Source organism: Devosia marina, from assembly GCF_009758415.1.
In the GTDB taxonomy this organism is placed as follows: domain Bacteria; phylum Pseudomonadota; class Alphaproteobacteria; order Rhizobiales; family Devosiaceae; genus Devosia; species Devosia marina.
On record NZ_WQRF01000002.1, the window covers coordinates 458,101 to 475,996 of the forward strand.

Below are 17,896 nucleotides of genomic sequence, written 5' to 3' on the forward strand. Positions count from 1 at the left end.
GCCGAGGAAGAGGACCTCGGCTCCGGGTTGGGAGGGGAACCATGAAATTTCAGACGGGCTGGCGCCATATGCGCATGACCACAGCCATTGCCGCTTTGCTGCTGACCAGCATCATGGTGACCATCGTCGCTTATAGCGCGAGCACCTATCTCAGCCTGCGCGGGCAGGCCGTGGGGCAGGCGATTGCCCAGCAGGATGCCGATCTCAAGACCGCAGCAACGGTTTATGAAAAGCGCCTGTCCGGATCGGTGCTGACTTGGTCGGAGGAGGATGGCAGCATTGTCAGCTTCACCACCTATTCCATTCCCAATTTCTACGACACCGGCGCGGTGGATTCGGTTACCCGGGTCACTGGCGGCGAAACCATCGTGTTCAGCCTCGACGAGGCCGGGCAGTTCATCGCCAAGTCGACCAGTTTCGAGGTCGAAGGCGAGCGCATCACCGATTTCGTGCTCGACCCGGCCAGCCCGGCCGCCACCACCCTGGCATCGGGCGAAGCCTATTATGGAGAGATGACGGTAGAAGGCACGACCTATAATGCGGCGGCCTATCCGGTCTACAAGCTTGATGGCACCTTGCTCGGCGCCTTCTGGGTGGGCAAGGACGTGGCACTGGCCGACGCTGCTGCCAATGCAGCCTTGCCGGGACTGGCCGCGATGGCAGGCGTGTTGCTGGTGGTCATGGGCGTGATCGGACTTCTGGCCTCGCGCCTGTTGACCCGCCCCATCCCCAGGCTGGCACAAACCATGGATGCCATTGCCGCAGGCGATTTCGCGGTCGAAGTCCCCTTTGTCGAGCGCGGCAATGAGATCGGCGCCATGGCGCGCGCCGTGGAAGTGTTCCGCGAGAACGGCCAGCGGGTCAGCCAGATGACCGAGGCCGAAGCGGCACGGATCGTGGCCGACCAGGAAGACCGCCAGCGCATGATGGGCGAATTGCAGGACGCGTTCGGCGTGGTGGTCGATGCGGCTGCAGCCGGCGATTTTGGCCGCCGCGTCAATGTGGAATTCCCCGATCCCGAGCTCAATGCGCTCTCGAGTAGCGTCAACAATCTGGTCGCCACCTTCGAGCGCGGCGTCAGCGAAGTCGGCTCGGTGCTGGGTGCCCTGGCCAATACCGATCTCACCCGCCGCATGGAGGGGGACTATGAGGGCGCACTGGCGCAGCTCAAATCTGACACCAATGCGGTGGCCGAAAAGCTGAGCGATGTGGTGGGGCAATTGCGCGCCACTTCGGGCACGCTCAAGACCGCGACCTGCGAAATCCTCTCGGGCGCCAATGACCTCTCGGAACGCACCACCAAGCAGGCGGCGACCATTGAGGAAACCTCGGCGGCCATGGAGCAGTTGGCCACGACCGTGCTCAGCAATGCGGAACGGGCGCAGGATGCCAGCCAGCGCTCCAGCGTGGTCACGCGCGCGGCCGAAGAGGGTGGCCAGGTGATGGCCGATGCCACCGGCGCCATGGAAAAGATCACCTGTTCTTCGGGCAAGATCTCCAACATTATCGGCATGATCGACGATATCGCCTTCCAGACCAATCTCTTGGCGCTCAATGCCTCGGTGGAGGCGGCGCGCGCCGGCGAGGCGGGCAAGGGCTTTGCCGTGGTCGCCGTCGAAGTGCGGCGCCTCGCCCAGAGCGCGGCGCAGGCCTCGAGCGAGGTCAAGGTGCTGATCGAGCAGAGCGCCGATGAGGTCAAGGGCGGTTCGCGCCTGGTGGCCGATGCCGCCACCAAGCTCGACGCCATTCTCGAGGCGGCCCGTGCGTCGAACGAGTTGATGCACTCCATCGCTTCAGAAAGCCGAGAGCAAGCCTCCGCGATTGAGGAGGTCAATACGGCGGTGCGCACCATGGACGAGATGACCCAGCACAATGCGGCGCTGGTCGAAGAAATGAATGCGGCGATCGAGCAGACCGAGGCCCAGGCAACCGAACTCGACAGAATCGTCGATGTTTTTCATGTCGGCGACGCAAGCTCGCCCGTCACGCCTCCGGCCAGAACGGAGGCCGAAGCGCCCGGCGCCCGGGCGCGGACCAACACCGCTCGAAACGCCTATCTCAGCCAGGGCAATGCGGCGCTCGACTTGTCCTGGAGCGAGTTCTAGGCCAATCGGCACGGACAAACAGGCCGCATTGAGGTTCCGATGAACTCCCATGCGGCCTTGTGCAACGCCGCACGCCTTCACATGAACGCAAAAAAGCGGCGATCTGCACATTTTTTGTCCGGCAAGTGGCGCTGAAATCGATTCCGGAAAGATCCGTACAGTTTTCGGTAAATAGTTTCTCATAGCGTGTCCCGCCAGTGGGCCGTTCCAGAAGTGATTCCAGAAGGAAGGCCGGGTCCGAACGGGGGAGAACCGCTATGAAACAAGTTGCGCGCTTTTTTGGAAATGTGCGCATGACCACCACCATCATGGTTCTGGTCATGCTGTCCATCATTGGCTCGATCGCGGCGGTTTCGACCGCGATCTATTTGAACCTGCATGCGCAGTCCATGGCGGACAGCGAAGTGCAACAGGAAACCAATCTGGGCGTGGCCGCCACCATTCTTGAGCGCCGCATTTCCGGTTCCGTGCTGACCTGGAACGAAGAAGGCGCCATCGCCTCCTTCCAGAGCTGGGCCATCCCTCCCTTTTACGACACCGAAGTGATCGACTCGGTGACCCGTGTCACCAAGCAGGACGCGGCCATCTATGTCGCCGACTCAGCAACCGGTGACATGGTGGCCAAGACGACGAGCCTGATGGCCGATGCGCAGACCCGCGCCGTGGGCGGAACGTTGGCGGCCGATAGCGATGTCGTCACCCGGCTCAATGCCGGCGAAATGGTGCTGGGCCGGGTGAATATTGACGGGGTCGAATATTACTCTGCGCTGCAGCCGATCCAGAAGACCAATGGCGAAGTGATGGGTGCGATCTTTGTGGGCACGCCCATGGCCAGGGTGGAAGCGGCAGCCAATGCCGTGCTGGGACTGATCGGTGTGGTTGGCGGTGCCGCCGTGGTCGCGTTCGGTGCCATTGGCTTTGTCACTTCGCGCCTGATTACCCGGCCGATCCCCAAGCTGGCCGCGACCATGGATGTGGTGGCCCAGGGCAATTACGAGGTCGATGTGCCCTATACCGACAAGGGCAACGAAGTGGGGGCCATGGCCCGCGCGGTGGAAGTGTTCCGCGAGAACGGCCTGCGCGTCAGCCAGATGACCGAGGCCGAGGCCGCGCGTATCGTGGCGGACGAAGAAAAGCGCCGTCAGATGATGACCGAATTGCAGGCCGCGTTCGGTGAAGTGGTCGATGCTGCAGTCGCGGGCGACTTCACCAAGCGCGTGCATGCCGAGTTCCCTGATGCCGAGCTGAACAGCCTGGCGGGAAGTGTCAACAATCTGGTCGAGACCTTCGATCGCAGCGTGGAAGAAGTGGGCGAGGTGCTTGGCGCCATGGCCAATACCGACCTGACCCGCCGCATGACTGGAGAATATGAGGGGGCCTTCGCCAAGCTCAAATCCGACATCAATGCCGTGGGCGAGAAGCTGACCGAAGTGGTCATGCAGCTGCGCCGCACCTCGGGATCGCTCAAATCGGCGACCGGCGAAATTCTTTCGGGCGCCAATGACCTGTCCGAACGCACCACGAAGCAGGCCGCGACTATCGAGGAAACCTCGGCTGCCATGGAGCAGCTTGCCTCAACCGTGCTGAGCAATGCCGAGCGGGCCAAGCAGGCCAGCGCCAGCGCTTCACGGGTGACCCGCACCGCTGAAGAAGGCGGGCAGGTGATGGATGCAGCCAATGAGGCCATGGAGCGGATCACCGCCTCCTCGGCCAAGATCTCCAACATCATCGGCATGATCGACGATATCGCTTTCCAGACCAATCTTCTGGCGCTCAACGCTTCGGTGGAGGCAGCGCGCGCCGGCGATGCCGGCAAGGGCTTTGCCGTGGTTGCGGTGGAAGTGCGGCGCCTGGCGCAGAGCGCCGCCAGCGCATCTTCCGATGTGAAGGCGCTGATCGAGCAGTCGAGCGGCGAGGTGACGACCGGCTCCAAGCTGGTGGGTGAAGCCGCCGGCAAGCTGGCCAGCATGCTCGAAGCGATCCGCGAAAACACCCAGTCGCTTGAAGCCATTGCCCGGGACAGCGCCGAACAGGCCACCTCGATCGAGGAAGTGACCGCGGCCGTGCGGACCATGGACGAGATGACCCAGCACAATGCGGCCCTGGTGGAAGAGACCAATGCGGCAATCGAGCAGACCGAGGCCCAGGCGACCGAGCTCGACCGGATCGTGGACATCTTCGCCATCGACCAGAGCGGCATCGACTTGATGAGTGCCCCGGCAACCGCTCCGCGACAGGACCGTCCGGCGCCGGCCAGGGCGACCCAGAAGGCCGCCAAGGTCTATCTCAGCCAGGGCAATGCGGCCATTGCGGCCGATTGGGACGAATTTTAAACCACTCGCATTGAACAATAATAAGCGGCCCGCCCAGTGCGGGCCGCAAACATTTGTTATCCTCAATAATCGGTTAAGCCCATTCTCCTAGGATATTTCCCAATAGAGGCGCCGGTTCCGCGGGGGAGCCGGACCCATATCCATAAGGGCCTGGCACATGTGCAAAACAATCAAGCGCTTCCTGGGCAATATCAAGATGACCACCGCCGTTGCAGCATTGGTCATCTGCACGGTCATCGTTTCGGTGAGTTGTGTGTCCGTTGGCATTTATCTGAGCCTGACCTCATCGATGTCTGACTCGGCGATGACGCAACAGGTCGCCAATTTGAAGGCTGCGGCGACGATCCTCGAATCGAACTTGCCGGGAACCGAGGTGAACTGGGCCGAGGACGGCGATCTTGCGTCTGTGCAGGTCTGGAGCATGCCGCGGCGTTTCATCGATCATGCTCTGGTGGATTCCATCGCCAGGGTGACGGGAGAGCAGGCGACTATCTTTGGGTGGGACGAAGCTGCGCAGGATTTCGTGCGCATGACGACCACGATCGAGGACGAAGCCGGCGAGCGGGTCGTGGGAACACCGCTCGGGCGTGGTGGGGCGGTGTTTGCCAAGATAATGAACAATGAGGCTTTCTTTGGCGAAGCCAATATCTTGGGCGAAGCCTATTTCACGGCCTATTATCCAGTAGTGGACAAGGACGGCAACGTTACTGGCATCTTGTTCGTGGGTAGTGGCAAGGCAGCATTCGAAGAGACGATCTACGAGGCGCTCAATGTTCTTCTGGTTGTCGGCCTGATTGCGCTGGTCGGGCTGGGCGCGGTGGGCTATGCGTTGTCGCGGTTGATGATGTCGCCCATCCCGAAGCTGGCCGGCACGATGGATGTTGTGGCCCAGGGCAATTACGATATCGACGTGCCTTTTACCGATAAGGGTAATGAAGTGGGCGCCATGGCGCGCGCCGTCGAGGTCTTCCGCGAAAATGGTCTCAAGGTCAGCCAGATGACCGATGAGGAACGCGCAGCGGCCGAGCGCCGGCGTATCGAGCGTACCGACATGATGGTCGCCCTGCAGGCAGCTTTCGGTGAAGTGGTGGATGCTGCGATCGCAGGCGACTTCACCAAGCGCGTGCATGCGCAATTTCCTGATGCCGAGCTCAATGGCCTGGCCGGCAGCGTCAACAGCCTGGTGGAAACAGTCGAACGCGGTCTGAGTGAAACTGGCCAGGTGCTTGCGGGACTGGCCGAGGCCGATCTTACTCAGCGCATGGAAGGGGAGTATCAGGGCGCCTTTGCCAAGCTCAAGGCCGATACCAATGCGGTGGCCGAGAAGCTCAGTGACGTGATCGGCGAGGTGCGCGTCACGTCGCGCGCCCTCAAGGTCGCCACCGGCGAAATCCTTTCGGGCGCAAACGATCTCTCGGAACGCACCACAAAGCAGGCAGCGACCATCGAGGAAACGTCCGCAGCCATGGAACAGCTCGCTGGCACCGTGGCCGAGAATGCCCGGATGGCAGAGGACGCCAATCAGTCGGCAACGACTGTTTCCGCCGATGCCGCGCGCAATGGCGAAGTCATGGACAAGGCCAATGCAGCGATGGAGCGGATCACTCAGTCCTCGGCCAAGATTTCCAACATTATCGGCATGATCGACGACATTGCCTTCCAGACCAATCTGCTGGCGCTCAACGCCTCGGTGGAAGCGGCACGCGCCGGCGAGGCGGGCAAGGGCTTTGCCGTGGTGGCCGTTGAAGTGCGCCGCCTGGCCCAGAGCGCAGCGGAAGCCTCCTCGGAGGTCAAGGCGTTGATCGAGGCCAGTGCCAATGAGGTCAAATCCGGATCGGATCTGGTCTCCAGCGCGGCCACGCAACTGCGCGACATGCTTGGCGCGGTCAACAAAAATGCGGGGCTGATGGAGGCCATTGCCAAGGCCAGCCAGACGCAGGCGTCGGCGATCGACGAGGTTAGCGTTGCCGTTCGGACGCTGGACGAGATGACCCAGCACAATGCAGCTCTGGTCGAACAGACCAATGCCGCCATTGAGCAGACCGAGGCCCAGGCCAGTGAACTCGACCGGATCGTAGCGGTGTTCAGGACAGATGCTGCCGAGGACGGGGTCAGCCTGGCGCCAATTGCGCACAGGACCGCACGAGCCGCCGCGCCGCGGCCGAATCCGGCGAGGAAGGTGCAGCAGGCCGCCAGCGCCTATCTCAGCCAGGGCAATGCCGCCATCTCGGCTGACTGGGACGAGTTCTAGACAAAGCCGACAAACGACATGATCTCGGCCGGTGTCCAGTAATGGATGCCGGCCTTCTTGCTTCGAGGAAAAAATGTTCCAATTATTTCGCGCCGTCGTGGCCTGGTCTGGTGTATTTATTGGTATATTTCCGTATTAAATCTCTTCAGATCACCAGACTCTGCGCGGTGTGTAGTACAACTTACTCCAAAATTTCAATATGGGGTGATCCAGTACAGATCAACAAATGATCTTGTTAACTTTGTGGTCGCAGCCTTGAAGTCGAGGCCACCCCGTGGGGTTCGGGTGGCGGGGGTTGAGAGGCAGGCATGGTTGAGATCTCCTTTGGCAGCAGCCATCGTGACAATGCGGCAAAGGTTGCGGCTATCTCGCGCAGTCAGGCGGTGATCGAATTCGCGCTCGATGGCACGATCATCACGGCCAACGAAAATTTCCTCAGCGCTATGGGCTATGGACTGGATGAGGTCGTGGGCCGGCACCATGCCATGTTCTGCGATCCCGACTATGCCAAGAGCGCGGACTACCAGAGTTTCTGGGCCGATCTGGCCAAGGGGCAGTTCAAGTCGGCGGCCTTTCAGCGTTTTGCCAAAGGTGGCCGGGAAATCTGGATCCAGGCCAGCTACAATCCGGTGTTCGATCATGCGGGCAGACCGGTCAAGGTCATCAAGTTCGCCACCGACATTACCGAGCAGACGCAGCGATCGGCCGATTTGGCGGCGCAGATCGAAGCCATTTCCCGGGTACAGGCCGTGATTGCCTTCAAGCTCGATGGCACCATCATTGAGGCAAACGAGAATTTCCTGACCACGGTTGGCTACCGGCTCGAAGAGATCGTGGGGCAGCATCACGCCATGTTCTGCGACCCGGATTATGCCCGCTCCAGCGAATATGCCCAGTTCTGGGAACGGCTGCGGGCCGGCCAGTATGAGGCCGCCGAGTTCCAGCGCTTCGGCAAGAATGGCAAGGAAATTTGGATCCAGGCGAGCTATAATCCGGTGCTCGACGCCGCCGGGCGGGTGGTCAAGGTGGTCAAGTTCGCCACCGATATCACCGAGCGCAAGCGGGCCGAAGGGATCATCGCCGAACTGACCTCGAGCCTGGCGCGCATGGCCAAGGGAGACCTTGGCTGCCGCATAGAGCACCAGTTCACGGGCCAGTACGAGCAACTGCGCCTGGCCTTCAATTCCTCGCTCGAGCAGCTTGAGGATATTGTCTCGGGGCTGCGCCACGCCTCCGGCGCGTTGCGCACGGCCACCGCAGAGATCCTGTCCGGGGCCAATGATCTCTCGAGCCGGACCACCAAGCAGGCCGCCACAATCGAGGAAACCTCGGCGGCGGTGGAGCAGTTGTCGAGCGCGGTGGCGGACAATGCCAAGCGCGCGTCCATGGCCAGCGAGAAGGCGCGCGCGGTGTCGCAAAACGCCACCGAGGGCGGGGAGGTGATGCATGACGCCACGCAGGCCATGACCGCCATCGAGACCTCGTCGGGCAAGATCTCCAATATCATCGGCATGATCGACGACATCGCCTTTCAGACCAATCTCCTGGCCCTCAACGCTTCGGTTGAAGCAGCCCGGGCCGGTGACGCCGGCAAGGGCTTTGCGGTGGTTGCGGTGGAAGTGCGGCGCCTGGCGCAGAGCGCGGCCAGCGCCTCCTCGGACGTCAAGGCGCTGATTGAGGCCAGCGCAGGGGAGGTGCGTAGTGGGGCACAACTGGTCAACCGTGCCGCCGAGCGCCTGCAGGACATTCTTGTCGGAGCGGAGGAAAGCGCAACCCTGATCGACGCCATTGCCACCGCCAACCGCGACCAGTCCGGTGCGCTCGAAGAAGTGGCTGTGGCCGTCCGGCAGATGGATGAGATGACCCAGCACAATGCAGCTCTGGTGGAACAGACCAATGCCGCCATCGAGCAGACCGAGGCCCAGGCCGGTGAATTGGACCGGATTGTGGCCGTGTTCCGCAGCGGGCAGCCTGCAGCGATGCCCGAGCCGGCGCGCCCAGCGGCGCCGCGCCTGCTCAAGGTGGCGGGCGGAGACTGGATGGAGGCCTAGCGAAAGGCCCTGCGCATGCCACGCGATAACCGATCCTTTACCATGAATGGCTAGGTTTTTCGTGACAATGATCCAGATCAAGATTTGGGAATCTCGATTGGCACAGAACGTCACAGACCCCAATCTGGAAACCCTTGCCATGACCTCCAATACCGCCGACCTTCTCCAGTCCCGTCTCGACTTTATCGGTCTTGATGAAGATGCGCGGGGCAGCGTCGCCCGCGCCCAGCCGCTGATCGAGGCTCATCTTGAACCGGCGCTGACCCGGTTTTACGCCAAGATCGCCGAGGTGCCGGCCGTAGCCCGCTTCTTTGATGGCAAGCCACAGATGGATCGGGCCAAGTCCAAGCAGCTCGGCCATTGGTCGGCCATTGCGACGGGGCAGTTGGATCAGGCCTATATGGAGGCCAGCAGCAAGGTGGGCCTCCGCCATGCCAAGATCGGGCTGGAGCCGCGCTGGCATATCGGTGGCTATGGCGTGATCATGGAAACGCTGGTGCGCGGACTGGTGCACGACACCATGGCGGCAGCGCTCGAGCCGGAAAAAAGCCGTTTCGGCCGTTCCGTGCCGCGCAAGGCCGAGGCCGTGCTGGCTGATGCTGATGCCATGGCCGACATGCTGGTGGCGGTACTGAAATCCATGCTGCTCGATGTCGACATCGGCGTTTCTGCCTATTTCGACAAGCTGACCGCTGATGCCCGAGAGGCCGATGACGCGGCGCGCGCAAAAATCGACAAGGCCGTCGCCGCGACCGGGGCGGTGCTCCGCGATGTGGCCCAGGGCAATCTCACCAGCCGGGTGACCGAGGCCCTCGACCCCGAATTCGACCAGATCAAGCAGGACACCAATGCGGTGGCCGAACGGCTGACCGAGATCGTCGGGCAATTGCAGCAGACTTCCCGCTCGCTCAAGACAGCGACGGGAGAAATTCTGTCCGGCGCCAATGATCTGGCCGACCGCACCACGCGGCAGGCGGCGACCATTGAGCAGACCTCCGCGTCGGTCGAGCAGCTGTCCACGGCCGTGGTGGAAAACGCCAAGCGGGCAGCAACCGCCAGCGACACGGCCCGTCAATTGTCGCGCAGCGCGACTGAGGGTGGCGCAGTGATGGGGGAGGCCAATCAAGCCATGAGCGCCATCGAAACCTCGTCGGGCAAGATCTCCAACATTATCGGCATGATCGACGACATCGCCTTCCAGACCAATCTGCTGGCCCTCAACGCCTCGGTGGAAGCGGCCCGGGCTGGCGAGGCCGGCAAGGGCTTTGCCGTGGTCGCTGTGGAAGTGCGCCGCCTGGCGCAGAGCGCCGCCCAGGCCTCCAGCGACGTCAAGCAGTTGATCGATGCCAGCGCCGGCGAGGTGCGAAACGGTACCCAATTGGTGGCGCGCGCCGCCGAGACGCTGCTCGACATTCAGACCCGCGCCGAGGAAAGCGCGGGGCTGATCGACACCATTGCCCGGGCCAATAGCGAGCAGTCTCAGGCGCTTGAAGAAGTCACGGTGGCCGTGCGGACCATGGACGAGATGACCCAGCACAATGCGGCGTTGGTGGAAGAAACCAATGCAGCCATCGAACAGACCGAGGCGCAGGCCAGCGAGCTCGACCGGATCGTGGATGTTTTTCGGGTCGAGGACACCGCAAAACCGTTGAAACGGCCGCAGGCGCCGTCCAAGCCTGCGCCCGCAATGCGCCCGGCACCCCGCAGCGCCGGTAATACAGCGCTGGCGACCGACTGGACGCAGTTCTAGTATCGTCTTGCCGGCGATGCCATGCGGCCGGGCTACTGACGCAAGCTGACAGGACGGCGGGAGAGGAAGGCGTGCGGCGGATGGTTCCGCCTCGTCAGACCCTTGGAGTGCGTCATGCAGATTCTTGAACTCGTCACCTTTCGCCTCGCGATCCCCGATCGTCAGGCCTTCCTCGCTGCCAACGATACTGTAAGCAGCTGGGCCCAGCGGCAGCCCGGTTTTGTCAGCCGAACTTTGAGCGAAGGCGAGGACGGGCAATGGATCGACATGGTGGTATGGGCCAGCGACGTAGATGCAAGAACCGCGGCAGCTGAGATGAGCCGGATCATGCAGGACTTTGACGCCATGATGATGATTGACCCTGGCAGCGTCGTCATGCGCCACAGCGCTGTTCGTCTGGCCGCCTGATGATCAGCCAGAGCGAGCTTGACGCCATTCTGGCCCAGCAACCGGAATCTGTAAGACAGCTGTGCCGCCAAGTGGTCCGGCTGCTGGCGAACGTTGCGGGTCTGACCGGAAGCGTCAAGCTCGGCTGGCGGTCAGTCAATTTCCGGCATGAAGTCGCCGGACTGGTTTGTGCCGTCTTTCCCCATGATGATCGGGTGGCGATCTACTTCGAGAATGGCAGACAGCTCGAGGATCGTGATGGTCTGCTTGAGGGCAGCCATTTGAAGAAGGGCCGTTTTCTGCGGCTTTATCCCGGCGAGCCGGTGCCTGAAACGGCAATTGTGATGTTGGTGGCCGAAGCCGTAGCACTCAAGCTCTAGCAGTATAAGTAGATCCCGATAGGGATTTGTTAACCACGATGTTTACCCCGCCGGGGTCTGATCGGCGCTGACGAACAGCGCGGCCAGACGAGGGCGGGGATGCAGGACACATTTGAGCAAAGGCTTGCATTTGTCGGGCTCGACAAGGATGTGGAGGCCCGGCTGGCGCCAATTGCGGATCTGGTCGAGCGCCATGTCGAAGTCGCCGTTGAGCGCTTCACCGCGCAGGTGGCGACGAGCCCCAGCGCCGCGCGCTTTCTTTATGGCCGCGATCGTCTTGACAGCAATGGCGAAGGCCTGGCCGAGCACTGGCGGGCGCTGGCCGGGGGGCGGTTCGATGCGGGCTTTGCCGAAGCGTCGCGGCGCATGGGGCTGCGCCACGCCCGGATCGGGCTCGAACCGCGCTGGCATGTGGGTAGCTATGCCAGCCTTGTCGATGTCCTGGTCAAGGGTGTCATTCAGGACGGCATGGCTGCAGCGCTGCAGTCCCGGCGGGGTGCGCTGGGGCTGTTTGGCCGGTCGGACGAGGCGGGGGTCCAGCGGGTGGCCGAGGCGATTGCCGAAGGCCTAGCAACGCTTCTGGCCGGTGTGCTGCTCGACATCGATCTCAGCCTCTCGGGCTATATCGCCAAATTGCGGGAGGAAGGACTTCACAATGCCGAAGCGCAGCGCCAGCGCTTGCGCCAGGCCGTAAAGCAGGCCGGGCAGGCCCTGGAACTGGCCGCCGACGGCCAAAGGCATGAAGTTGCCGAGGCGCCGACAGACCCCGATCTGGCGCCGCTCTACGCGGGAGCCGAGCGGCTTGCCGACAAGGTGATGGCGCTTATCGCGGATCTCGAGGGGGCGAGCGCAACCATGCACCAGGTCGCTGGCAATGTGGCGACACACGCTGCAGCGCTGACCAATGCGCGGGATGAGCAAGAGCAGATGGGTGTGGCGCTGGCCGACGAACTGGCCGGGCAGGCGCCGCTCGCTGAGCAACTTTGTGCGATCCTTGATGCGGCGGCGCGCCATAACAAGGCCGTGCAGCGCAAGGCGGCGGCGCTTGCAGCAGTGCACGCGGCGCAACAGGCCGATGCCGGGGTGCTAGATGGCTTTGCCGAACAGCTCGATGCCCTGCATCTGAGCGCGCAATTGCTGGCTGCCCAGAGGGAGGACGAGGCCGTGCGTACCTTGTCTGCGGGTCTGGGCCGCCTGTCCGGCCAGTGTCGGGCGCTTCGCGTGCAGTCGGGCGGCCGGCAGGATGAAATGACCCGCAGCGTCGCCGCCCTGCAGGCGGCGCTGGAGCGTCTGAACGGTACGGCAGCCGAGGATCCGGTGTCTATCGCTCCCGCTGCCAAGGCAGCGCGAGCGCAGCTTGCCGCTCTTGAGGCGATGGCCGCGCAAGCGCGTGGGCTCAGCGCTGCGCTGCAGGAAGATTGGGAAAAGAGCCAGACGGCGCGGGAGGGTGTGCGAGACGCTCTGCTGGCAACGGGGGCCTTTGCTGACCTGGCGGCTGCCTTTGCGCCCGATGCAACGCCAGCAGAGCAGACCGTGGCCTTCCCCGATCACGACCAGACCGCGCTGGCCGCTCACTGGCATGCAGGATAGCTGCCCCCTCCATTGCCCTTTTGCGCTTTGGCGGGCATGAAGACGCCAGCGGAATTCAACAAGGGCATTTGCAATGGCGCGCATCGGTCTGGTGGCTCACGACGACAAGAAGGACGATCTTTGCCGCTGGGCCGAAGCGCATAAGGACAAGCTGGTACAGCACGAGCTCTGGGGCACCGGCACCACTGGCAGCCGGATCACCGCGGCCACCGGGCTTGCCGTCAGCCTGCTCAAAAGCGGCCCGCTGGGTGGCGATCAGCAGCTTGGAGCCATGATCTGCGAGGGGCGGCTGGATGTGCTGATCTTCTTCATCGACCCGCTCTCGGCGCAGCCGCATGATGTGGACGTCAAGGCGCTGACGCGCCTGGCCACGCTTTATGATGTGCCCCTGGCCAACAACAAATCCACAGCAGACGCCGTATTGGCGGCGGTCTGAGGGTTATCAGAAGGTTGATATTGCCGCGCTCTTGTGAGCAGATGCCCCAAAATTGCCCGGATTGAACCGGGCGCACAGGCATTCAGGAAACCGGGGCTAAATTCGACTTGTCCTCAGACTTGGTTATCGACGTTCGCAACGTCTCGAAACATTTCGGCGGCCTCACCGCCGTCAACAATTGCTCGCTCTCGGTCCGGCGCGGCTCGATCACCGGGCTGATCGGCCCCAATGGCGCGGGCAAATCCACGCTGTTCAACATGGTGGCCGGCAATATCGTGCCCGATGAGGGCCAGGTGATCTTCGATGGCGAAGACGTCACCGGCCTGCCGCCGCACCGTCTGTTCCGCATCGGCATGCTGCGCACCTTCCAGATCGCGCATGAATTTTCGCAGATGACGGCGCTGGAAAACCTGATGATGGTGCCGGGCGACCAGCCGGGGGAGCACCTGATCGATACCTGGTTCCGGCCTGGCCTGGTCAGGAGCCGCGAGACTGAGGTGCGCAAGAAGGCGCTCGACGTCATCGATTTTCTCAAGCTCGGCCATGTGCGCGACGAGCTGGCCGGCAATCTCTCGGGCGGGCAGAAGAAACTGCTCGAGCTGGGCCGCACCATGATGGTCGATGCCAAAGTGGTGTTGCTCGATGAGGTGGCCGCGGGCGTCAACAAGACCCTTCTCAACGATCTGGCATCCAATATCGAGCGCATGAACCGCGAGCTGGGCTACACCTTCTTTGTCATTGAACACGACATGGATCTGATCGGACGGCTCTGCGATCCGGTCATCGTGATGGCGCAGGGCGAAAAGATCGCCGAGGGCCCCATGGCCGAAATCCGCGCCAATCCGGCCATCGTCGAAGCCTATTTCGGCACCCCTGTGGAGGCCGAATAGATGGCACTCATTGAACTCAAGCACGTCGTGGGTGGCTATGGCGGTGCGCCCATTCTCAATGGCGTCAACATGGCCATCGACAAGAGCGATATCGGGGTCATTGTCGGTCCCAATGGCGCGGGCAAGTCGACCACGCTCAAGGCCATCTTCGGCCTGCTCAAGGTTACTGGCGGCACCATCGATTTCGGCGGCGAGAATGTCGCCAATTCATTGCCCGACAAGCTGGTGCCCAAGGGCCTCTCCTTCGTGCCGCAGGAAAAGAACGTCTTCACCTCGATGAGTGTTGAAGAGAACCTGGAAATGGGCGCCTTTACCCGCACCGACGACTTCTCTGACACCATGGCCTGGGTCTATGCCATGTTCCCGGTGTTGGCCGAAAAGCGGCGCCAGCCGGCGGGCGAACTCTCCGGCGGGCAACGCCAGATGGTGGCCATGGGCCGGGCGCTGATGAGCCGCCCCAAGCTCCTGATGCTGGACGAACCCTCTGCCGGCCTGTCGCCGCGCTATGTCATTGAAATTTTCCAGACCATCCAGCGTGTCAACGAAGAGGGCGTGGGCATTCTCATGGTCGAGCAGAATGCGCGCCAGGCCCTGGCCTTTGCGTCCAAAGGGTTTGTTCTCGCGGGCGGGCAGAACCGTTATACCGGCACCGGGGCGGAGCTCATCGCCGACCCCGAAGTCGCCAAGTCTTTCCTCGGGGGCTGAGCCGTGACCGAAATCATTTTCTTTATCAATCAGGTGGTGATTTCCGGCCTGGTTCTGGGCTGCATCTATGCGTTGGGCGCCATCGGCATCACGCTGATCTTCGGCATTCTACGCTTTGCCCATTTCGCTCATTCCGAGCTGATGACCGGCGGCGCCTTCATTGCCTTCCTGCTCGCCTCGGCCTTTGCCGCTTGGGGCATTGCGACGCCGATCCCGACGGGTTTTGTGGTGCTGCCTTTGGCCATGGTGCTGGCCGCCATTCTGGCGCTGGGCATCGACAAGGGCTTTTATGCCCCCCTGCGCAAACGCGGCGCCAGGCCGGTGACGCTGCTGATCGCCTCGATTGGCGTGACGCTGATGATCCAGGGTCTGATCCGCCTGTTCTTTGGGGCCGGTTCCTATTCTTTCTTCGAGAATGAACCCAAGGAAATCTTCCGCATCGACACCTCGGCCATCGGCTCGACCCGCCCGCTGGTGATCACCGAGCCGCAAGTGCTGATGATCGTTGTGACCCTGGCATCGGTGGTGGCGCTGCACTTCTTCCTTACCCGCTCGCGGCTGGGCAAGGCGATGCGGGCCATGGCCGACAATGCCGACCTGGCACAGGTCTCGGGCATCAATACCGCGCTGGTGGTGCGGGTGACCTGGGTGATTGCCGGGGCGCTGGCCTGCATGGCTGGCACCATGCTGGCGCTCGACGTGACGCTCAAGCCGGATCTGGCGTTTAACATCATCCTGCCCATCTTTGCCGCTGCCATTGTCGGCGGGCTGGGCCAGGCCTATGGCGCCATTGCCGGGGGGCTGCTGATCGGCTTTGCCGAAACGCTGGCCGTGTTCAACTGGACCATGCTGTTCCGGCCGCTCAACGCCATTCTGCCTGACTGGCTGCAATTGCCGGCCCAATTGGCGCTGGTGCCCACAGAATACAAGCTCACCGTGGCCTTCGTCATTCTCGTCGTGACCCTGCTTGTCCGGCCCACCGGTATCTTCAAGGGAGCCTCGTCATGATTCAGCGTTCCCTCGCTCTGTTTGGCGGCCTGTTCGTCCTCATCCTGGTCATCGGCTGGGTCATGGGGCTGCCCTTCACCTCATCGCGTCTTGTCGAGGCGGCCGCTTATGCGCTGATCGCGCTCGGGCTCAATATTCAGTGGGGCTATGGCGGGCTGTTCAATTTCGGCATCATGGGCTTCCTGATGGTGGGCGGCGCGGCCGTCACCTTTATCTCCTTCCCGGTCAATCCCGAGTTCTGGGGCTCGGATGGTCCCATGATGCTGGGCCGGGCGCTCTTTGCCTTTGCAATCGGCGCGCTGATTGTCTTGGCAGCACGGCAAGCGCATCGCATCGGCATCACCGGCAAGTGGAAAGGCGCGCTGACCGTGCTCGCCTGGTTCGTTGCCTATGTGCTCTATCGCAGCCAGCTCGATCCGGCGGCGGCCTATATCGAAAGCGCCGGTGGCGGCTGGGTCGGGGGGCTGGGCGCCCATCCGGTGCTGGGCTGGCTGTTCGGCGGTGTGCTGGCGGCTGGCATCGCCTATATCGTGGGCAAGATCTGCCTTGGCCTGCGTACCGACTATCTGGCCATTGCCACGATCGGTATTTCCGAAATCATCCGTGCCCTGATCAAGAACATGGATTGGCTGACCCGCGGCACGCTGACCGTCTCGCCCATTCCCTGGCCGACGCCATTACCGCAGGACTATCAGGCCGGCGGCATGGATATTGCCAGCTCGCTGATCGCAGCCCGCGCCGGCTACCTGGTGCTGGCGCTGGTTGTTCTGGCCATTGTCATGTGGCTGATCAGCCGCGCCTATTCCGGGCCATGGGGCCGGATGATGCGCGCCATTCGCGACAACCACATCGCGGCCTCCTCCATGGGCAAGAATGTCACTGCACGCCAGCTCGAAATCTTCGTCTTCGGCTCGGTGCTGATGGGCATTGGCGGGGCCATGCTGGTCAGCTTCGTGCAAATCTTTGATCCCTCCAGCTACCAGCCGATCAATCACACCTTCCTGATCTGGGTCATGGTCATTGTCGGCGGTGCCGGCAATAATTGGGGCGCGCTGTTCGGTGCGGTCTTGCTCTGGCTGGTCTGGGTGGTGTCCGAACCGCTCTCCAAGGCCGTGTTCGACTTTGTCAGCTATTGGTCGACCAATGCCGGTTGGGGCGCCATTCCCGAAATCGAGGCCCGCTCGGCGCAGATGCGCGTCTTCGTGCTGGGACTGGTGATCACCATAGCATTGCGCTTCGCCCCGAAGGGCCTGATCCCGGAAGTGGTCAAGCGGGAGGGGTAGGTTCACGCCTGGCGGAGATCCAAAACCACTCGGTGGGCAGCGCGTCATAGCCGCTACCCAACTTCGTTTTGAGGGTAATATCGGTCCAGCCGGCTGCTCGATAGGCAGCATCGAGCGCTTCGGCCGACGGGTAATTGTAGTAGCGCCCCAACTGGTCGCGGCCTTCGCCGGCTCCCCCCTTGAAGCTGGCCACAAAGATCCCGCCTGGCCGAAGGGCCCGCCGCACGCGGGCGAGGATGTCGGGCAGGGACGCTGCCTCGACATGCAGCAGGCAGGCGCAGGCCCAGACGCCGTCATAGCCGGCTTCTGCCTCCAAATCGTCAAATAACATCAGGCGGGCCGCGCCCCCAATCCGCTTCTGTGCCTCGGCCATCAGCGCCGGCGTGCCGTCGGTGGCATCAACGTCAAATCCCAGCGCCAACATATGCGCCGCATCCATGCCATTGCCGCAACCCAGCTCGAGAACGCGGGCGCCCTTGGACAAGGCGGCCAGAAAGGCGTCGAGCTGCCCGCCACTCGGTCGCGTTCGGTGCAGCGCATAGGCGGCGGCATGGTCGGCGTAGAAGCGCAGGGTTTCGTCGTCTGTCATTTTCGCCTCAAGGAAAAGGCCCGGGATCGCTCCCGGGCCTCTGGTCTATCAGCATTCGTGCCCTGCGCGCACAGCGCTTCGGGCCTCGGCTTCTCAAAAGCCTCCACCGGAGGCTCCTGCCGGCGCTCTGCGCCGGAT

Annotated in this window: 14 protein-coding genes; 13 read left to right on the plus strand and 1 reads right to left on the minus strand. The window is 62.6% G+C overall.

Annotated features, from left to right (window positions below; genetic code table 11):
• Positions 1 to 41 precede the first annotated feature (41 nt).
• From GO014_RS10085 to GO014_RS10145, 13 genes are all read left to right on the plus strand, one after another.
• The gene (locus GO014_RS10085) at positions 42 to 2,105 is read left to right on the plus strand and encodes a methyl-accepting chemotaxis protein (RefSeq protein ID WP_246204536.1); all 2,064 of its coding nucleotides are present in this window, start codon (positions 42 to 44) and stop codon (positions 2,103 to 2,105) included.
• Positions 2,106 to 2,398: 293 nt separating this feature from the next.
• Positions 2,399 to 4,438, plus strand: a complete 2,040-nt coding sequence (locus tag GO014_RS10090; protein ID WP_157290210.1) for a methyl-accepting chemotaxis protein — start codon at positions 2,399 to 2,401, stop codon at positions 4,436 to 4,438.
• Between the two features lie 157 nt (positions 4,439 to 4,595).
• Positions 4,596 to 6,689, plus strand: a complete 2,094-nt coding sequence (locus tag GO014_RS10095) for a methyl-accepting chemotaxis protein (protein WP_246204537.1) — start codon at positions 4,596 to 4,598, stop codon at positions 6,687 to 6,689.
• Between the two features lie 308 nt (positions 6,690 to 6,997).
• Positions 6,998 to 8,740, plus strand: a complete 1,743-nt coding sequence (locus tag GO014_RS10100; RefSeq protein WP_157290211.1) for a methyl-accepting chemotaxis protein — start codon at positions 6,998 to 7,000, stop codon at positions 8,738 to 8,740.
• A gap of 97 nt (positions 8,741 to 8,837) precedes the next feature.
• Positions 8,838 to 10,490 carry a methyl-accepting chemotaxis protein gene (locus GO014_RS10105; RefSeq protein WP_246204538.1) on the plus strand — a complete coding sequence of 551 codons (1,653 nt, stop codon included), beginning with the start codon at positions 8,838 to 8,840 and terminating at the stop codon, positions 10,488 to 10,490.
• A 114-nt stretch (positions 10,491 to 10,604) separates the two neighbouring features.
• Entirely contained in the window at positions 10,605 to 10,898 is a 294-nt protein-coding gene (locus GO014_RS10110; RefSeq protein WP_157290213.1) for a hypothetical protein, read from the plus strand.
• Positions 10,898 to 11,257 carry a DUF1801 domain-containing protein gene (locus GO014_RS10115; RefSeq protein WP_157290214.1) on the plus strand — a complete coding sequence of 120 codons (360 nt, stop codon included), beginning with the start codon at positions 10,898 to 10,900 and terminating at the stop codon, positions 11,255 to 11,257. Before GO014_RS10110 ends, GO014_RS10115 begins: the two co-directional genes overlap by 1 nt.
• Positions 11,258 to 11,356: 99 nt before the next feature.
• Positions 11,357 to 12,847, plus strand: a complete 1,491-nt coding sequence (locus GO014_RS10120) for a protoglobin domain-containing protein (RefSeq protein ID WP_157290215.1) — start codon at positions 11,357 to 11,359, stop codon at positions 12,845 to 12,847.
• 73 nt (positions 12,848 to 12,920) lie between these two features.
• Positions 12,921 to 13,283 (plus strand): methylglyoxal synthase, encoded by a 363-nt coding sequence (locus GO014_RS10125; RefSeq protein WP_116587351.1) that lies wholly within the window; start codon positions 12,921 to 12,923, stop codon positions 13,281 to 13,283.
• A 107-nt stretch (positions 13,284 to 13,390) separates the two neighbouring features.
• The gene (locus GO014_RS10130; protein WP_116587350.1) at positions 13,391 to 14,173 is read left to right on the plus strand and encodes an ABC transporter ATP-binding protein; all 783 of its coding nucleotides are present in this window, start codon (positions 13,391 to 13,393) and stop codon (positions 14,171 to 14,173) included.
• Positions 14,174 to 14,878, plus strand: coding sequence for an ABC transporter ATP-binding protein (locus GO014_RS10135; RefSeq protein ID WP_157290216.1), 705 nt, complete (start codon positions 14,174 to 14,176; stop codon positions 14,876 to 14,878). It abuts the gene before it with no gap.
• A gap of 3 nt (positions 14,879 to 14,881) precedes the next feature.
• Positions 14,882 to 15,886 carry a branched-chain amino acid ABC transporter permease gene (locus GO014_RS10140; RefSeq protein ID WP_343030895.1) on the plus strand — a complete coding sequence of 335 codons (1,005 nt, stop codon included), beginning with the start codon at positions 14,882 to 14,884 and terminating at the stop codon, positions 15,884 to 15,886.
• Entirely contained in the window at positions 15,883 to 17,169 is a 1,287-nt protein-coding gene (locus GO014_RS10145; RefSeq protein ID WP_157290217.1) for a branched-chain amino acid ABC transporter permease, read from the plus strand. Before GO014_RS10140 ends, GO014_RS10145 begins: the two co-directional genes overlap by 4 nt.
• On the opposite strand, the gene GO014_RS10150 is transcribed toward GO014_RS10145, so the two are convergent.
• Complete coding sequence (locus tag GO014_RS10150; RefSeq protein WP_157290218.1) at positions 17,153 to 17,758, minus strand: class I SAM-dependent DNA methyltransferase; 606 nt, start codon at positions 17,756 to 17,758, stop codon at positions 17,153 to 17,155. The genes GO014_RS10145 and GO014_RS10150 overlap by 17 nt on opposite strands.
• Between the last annotated feature and the right edge of the window lie 138 nt (positions 17,759 to 17,896).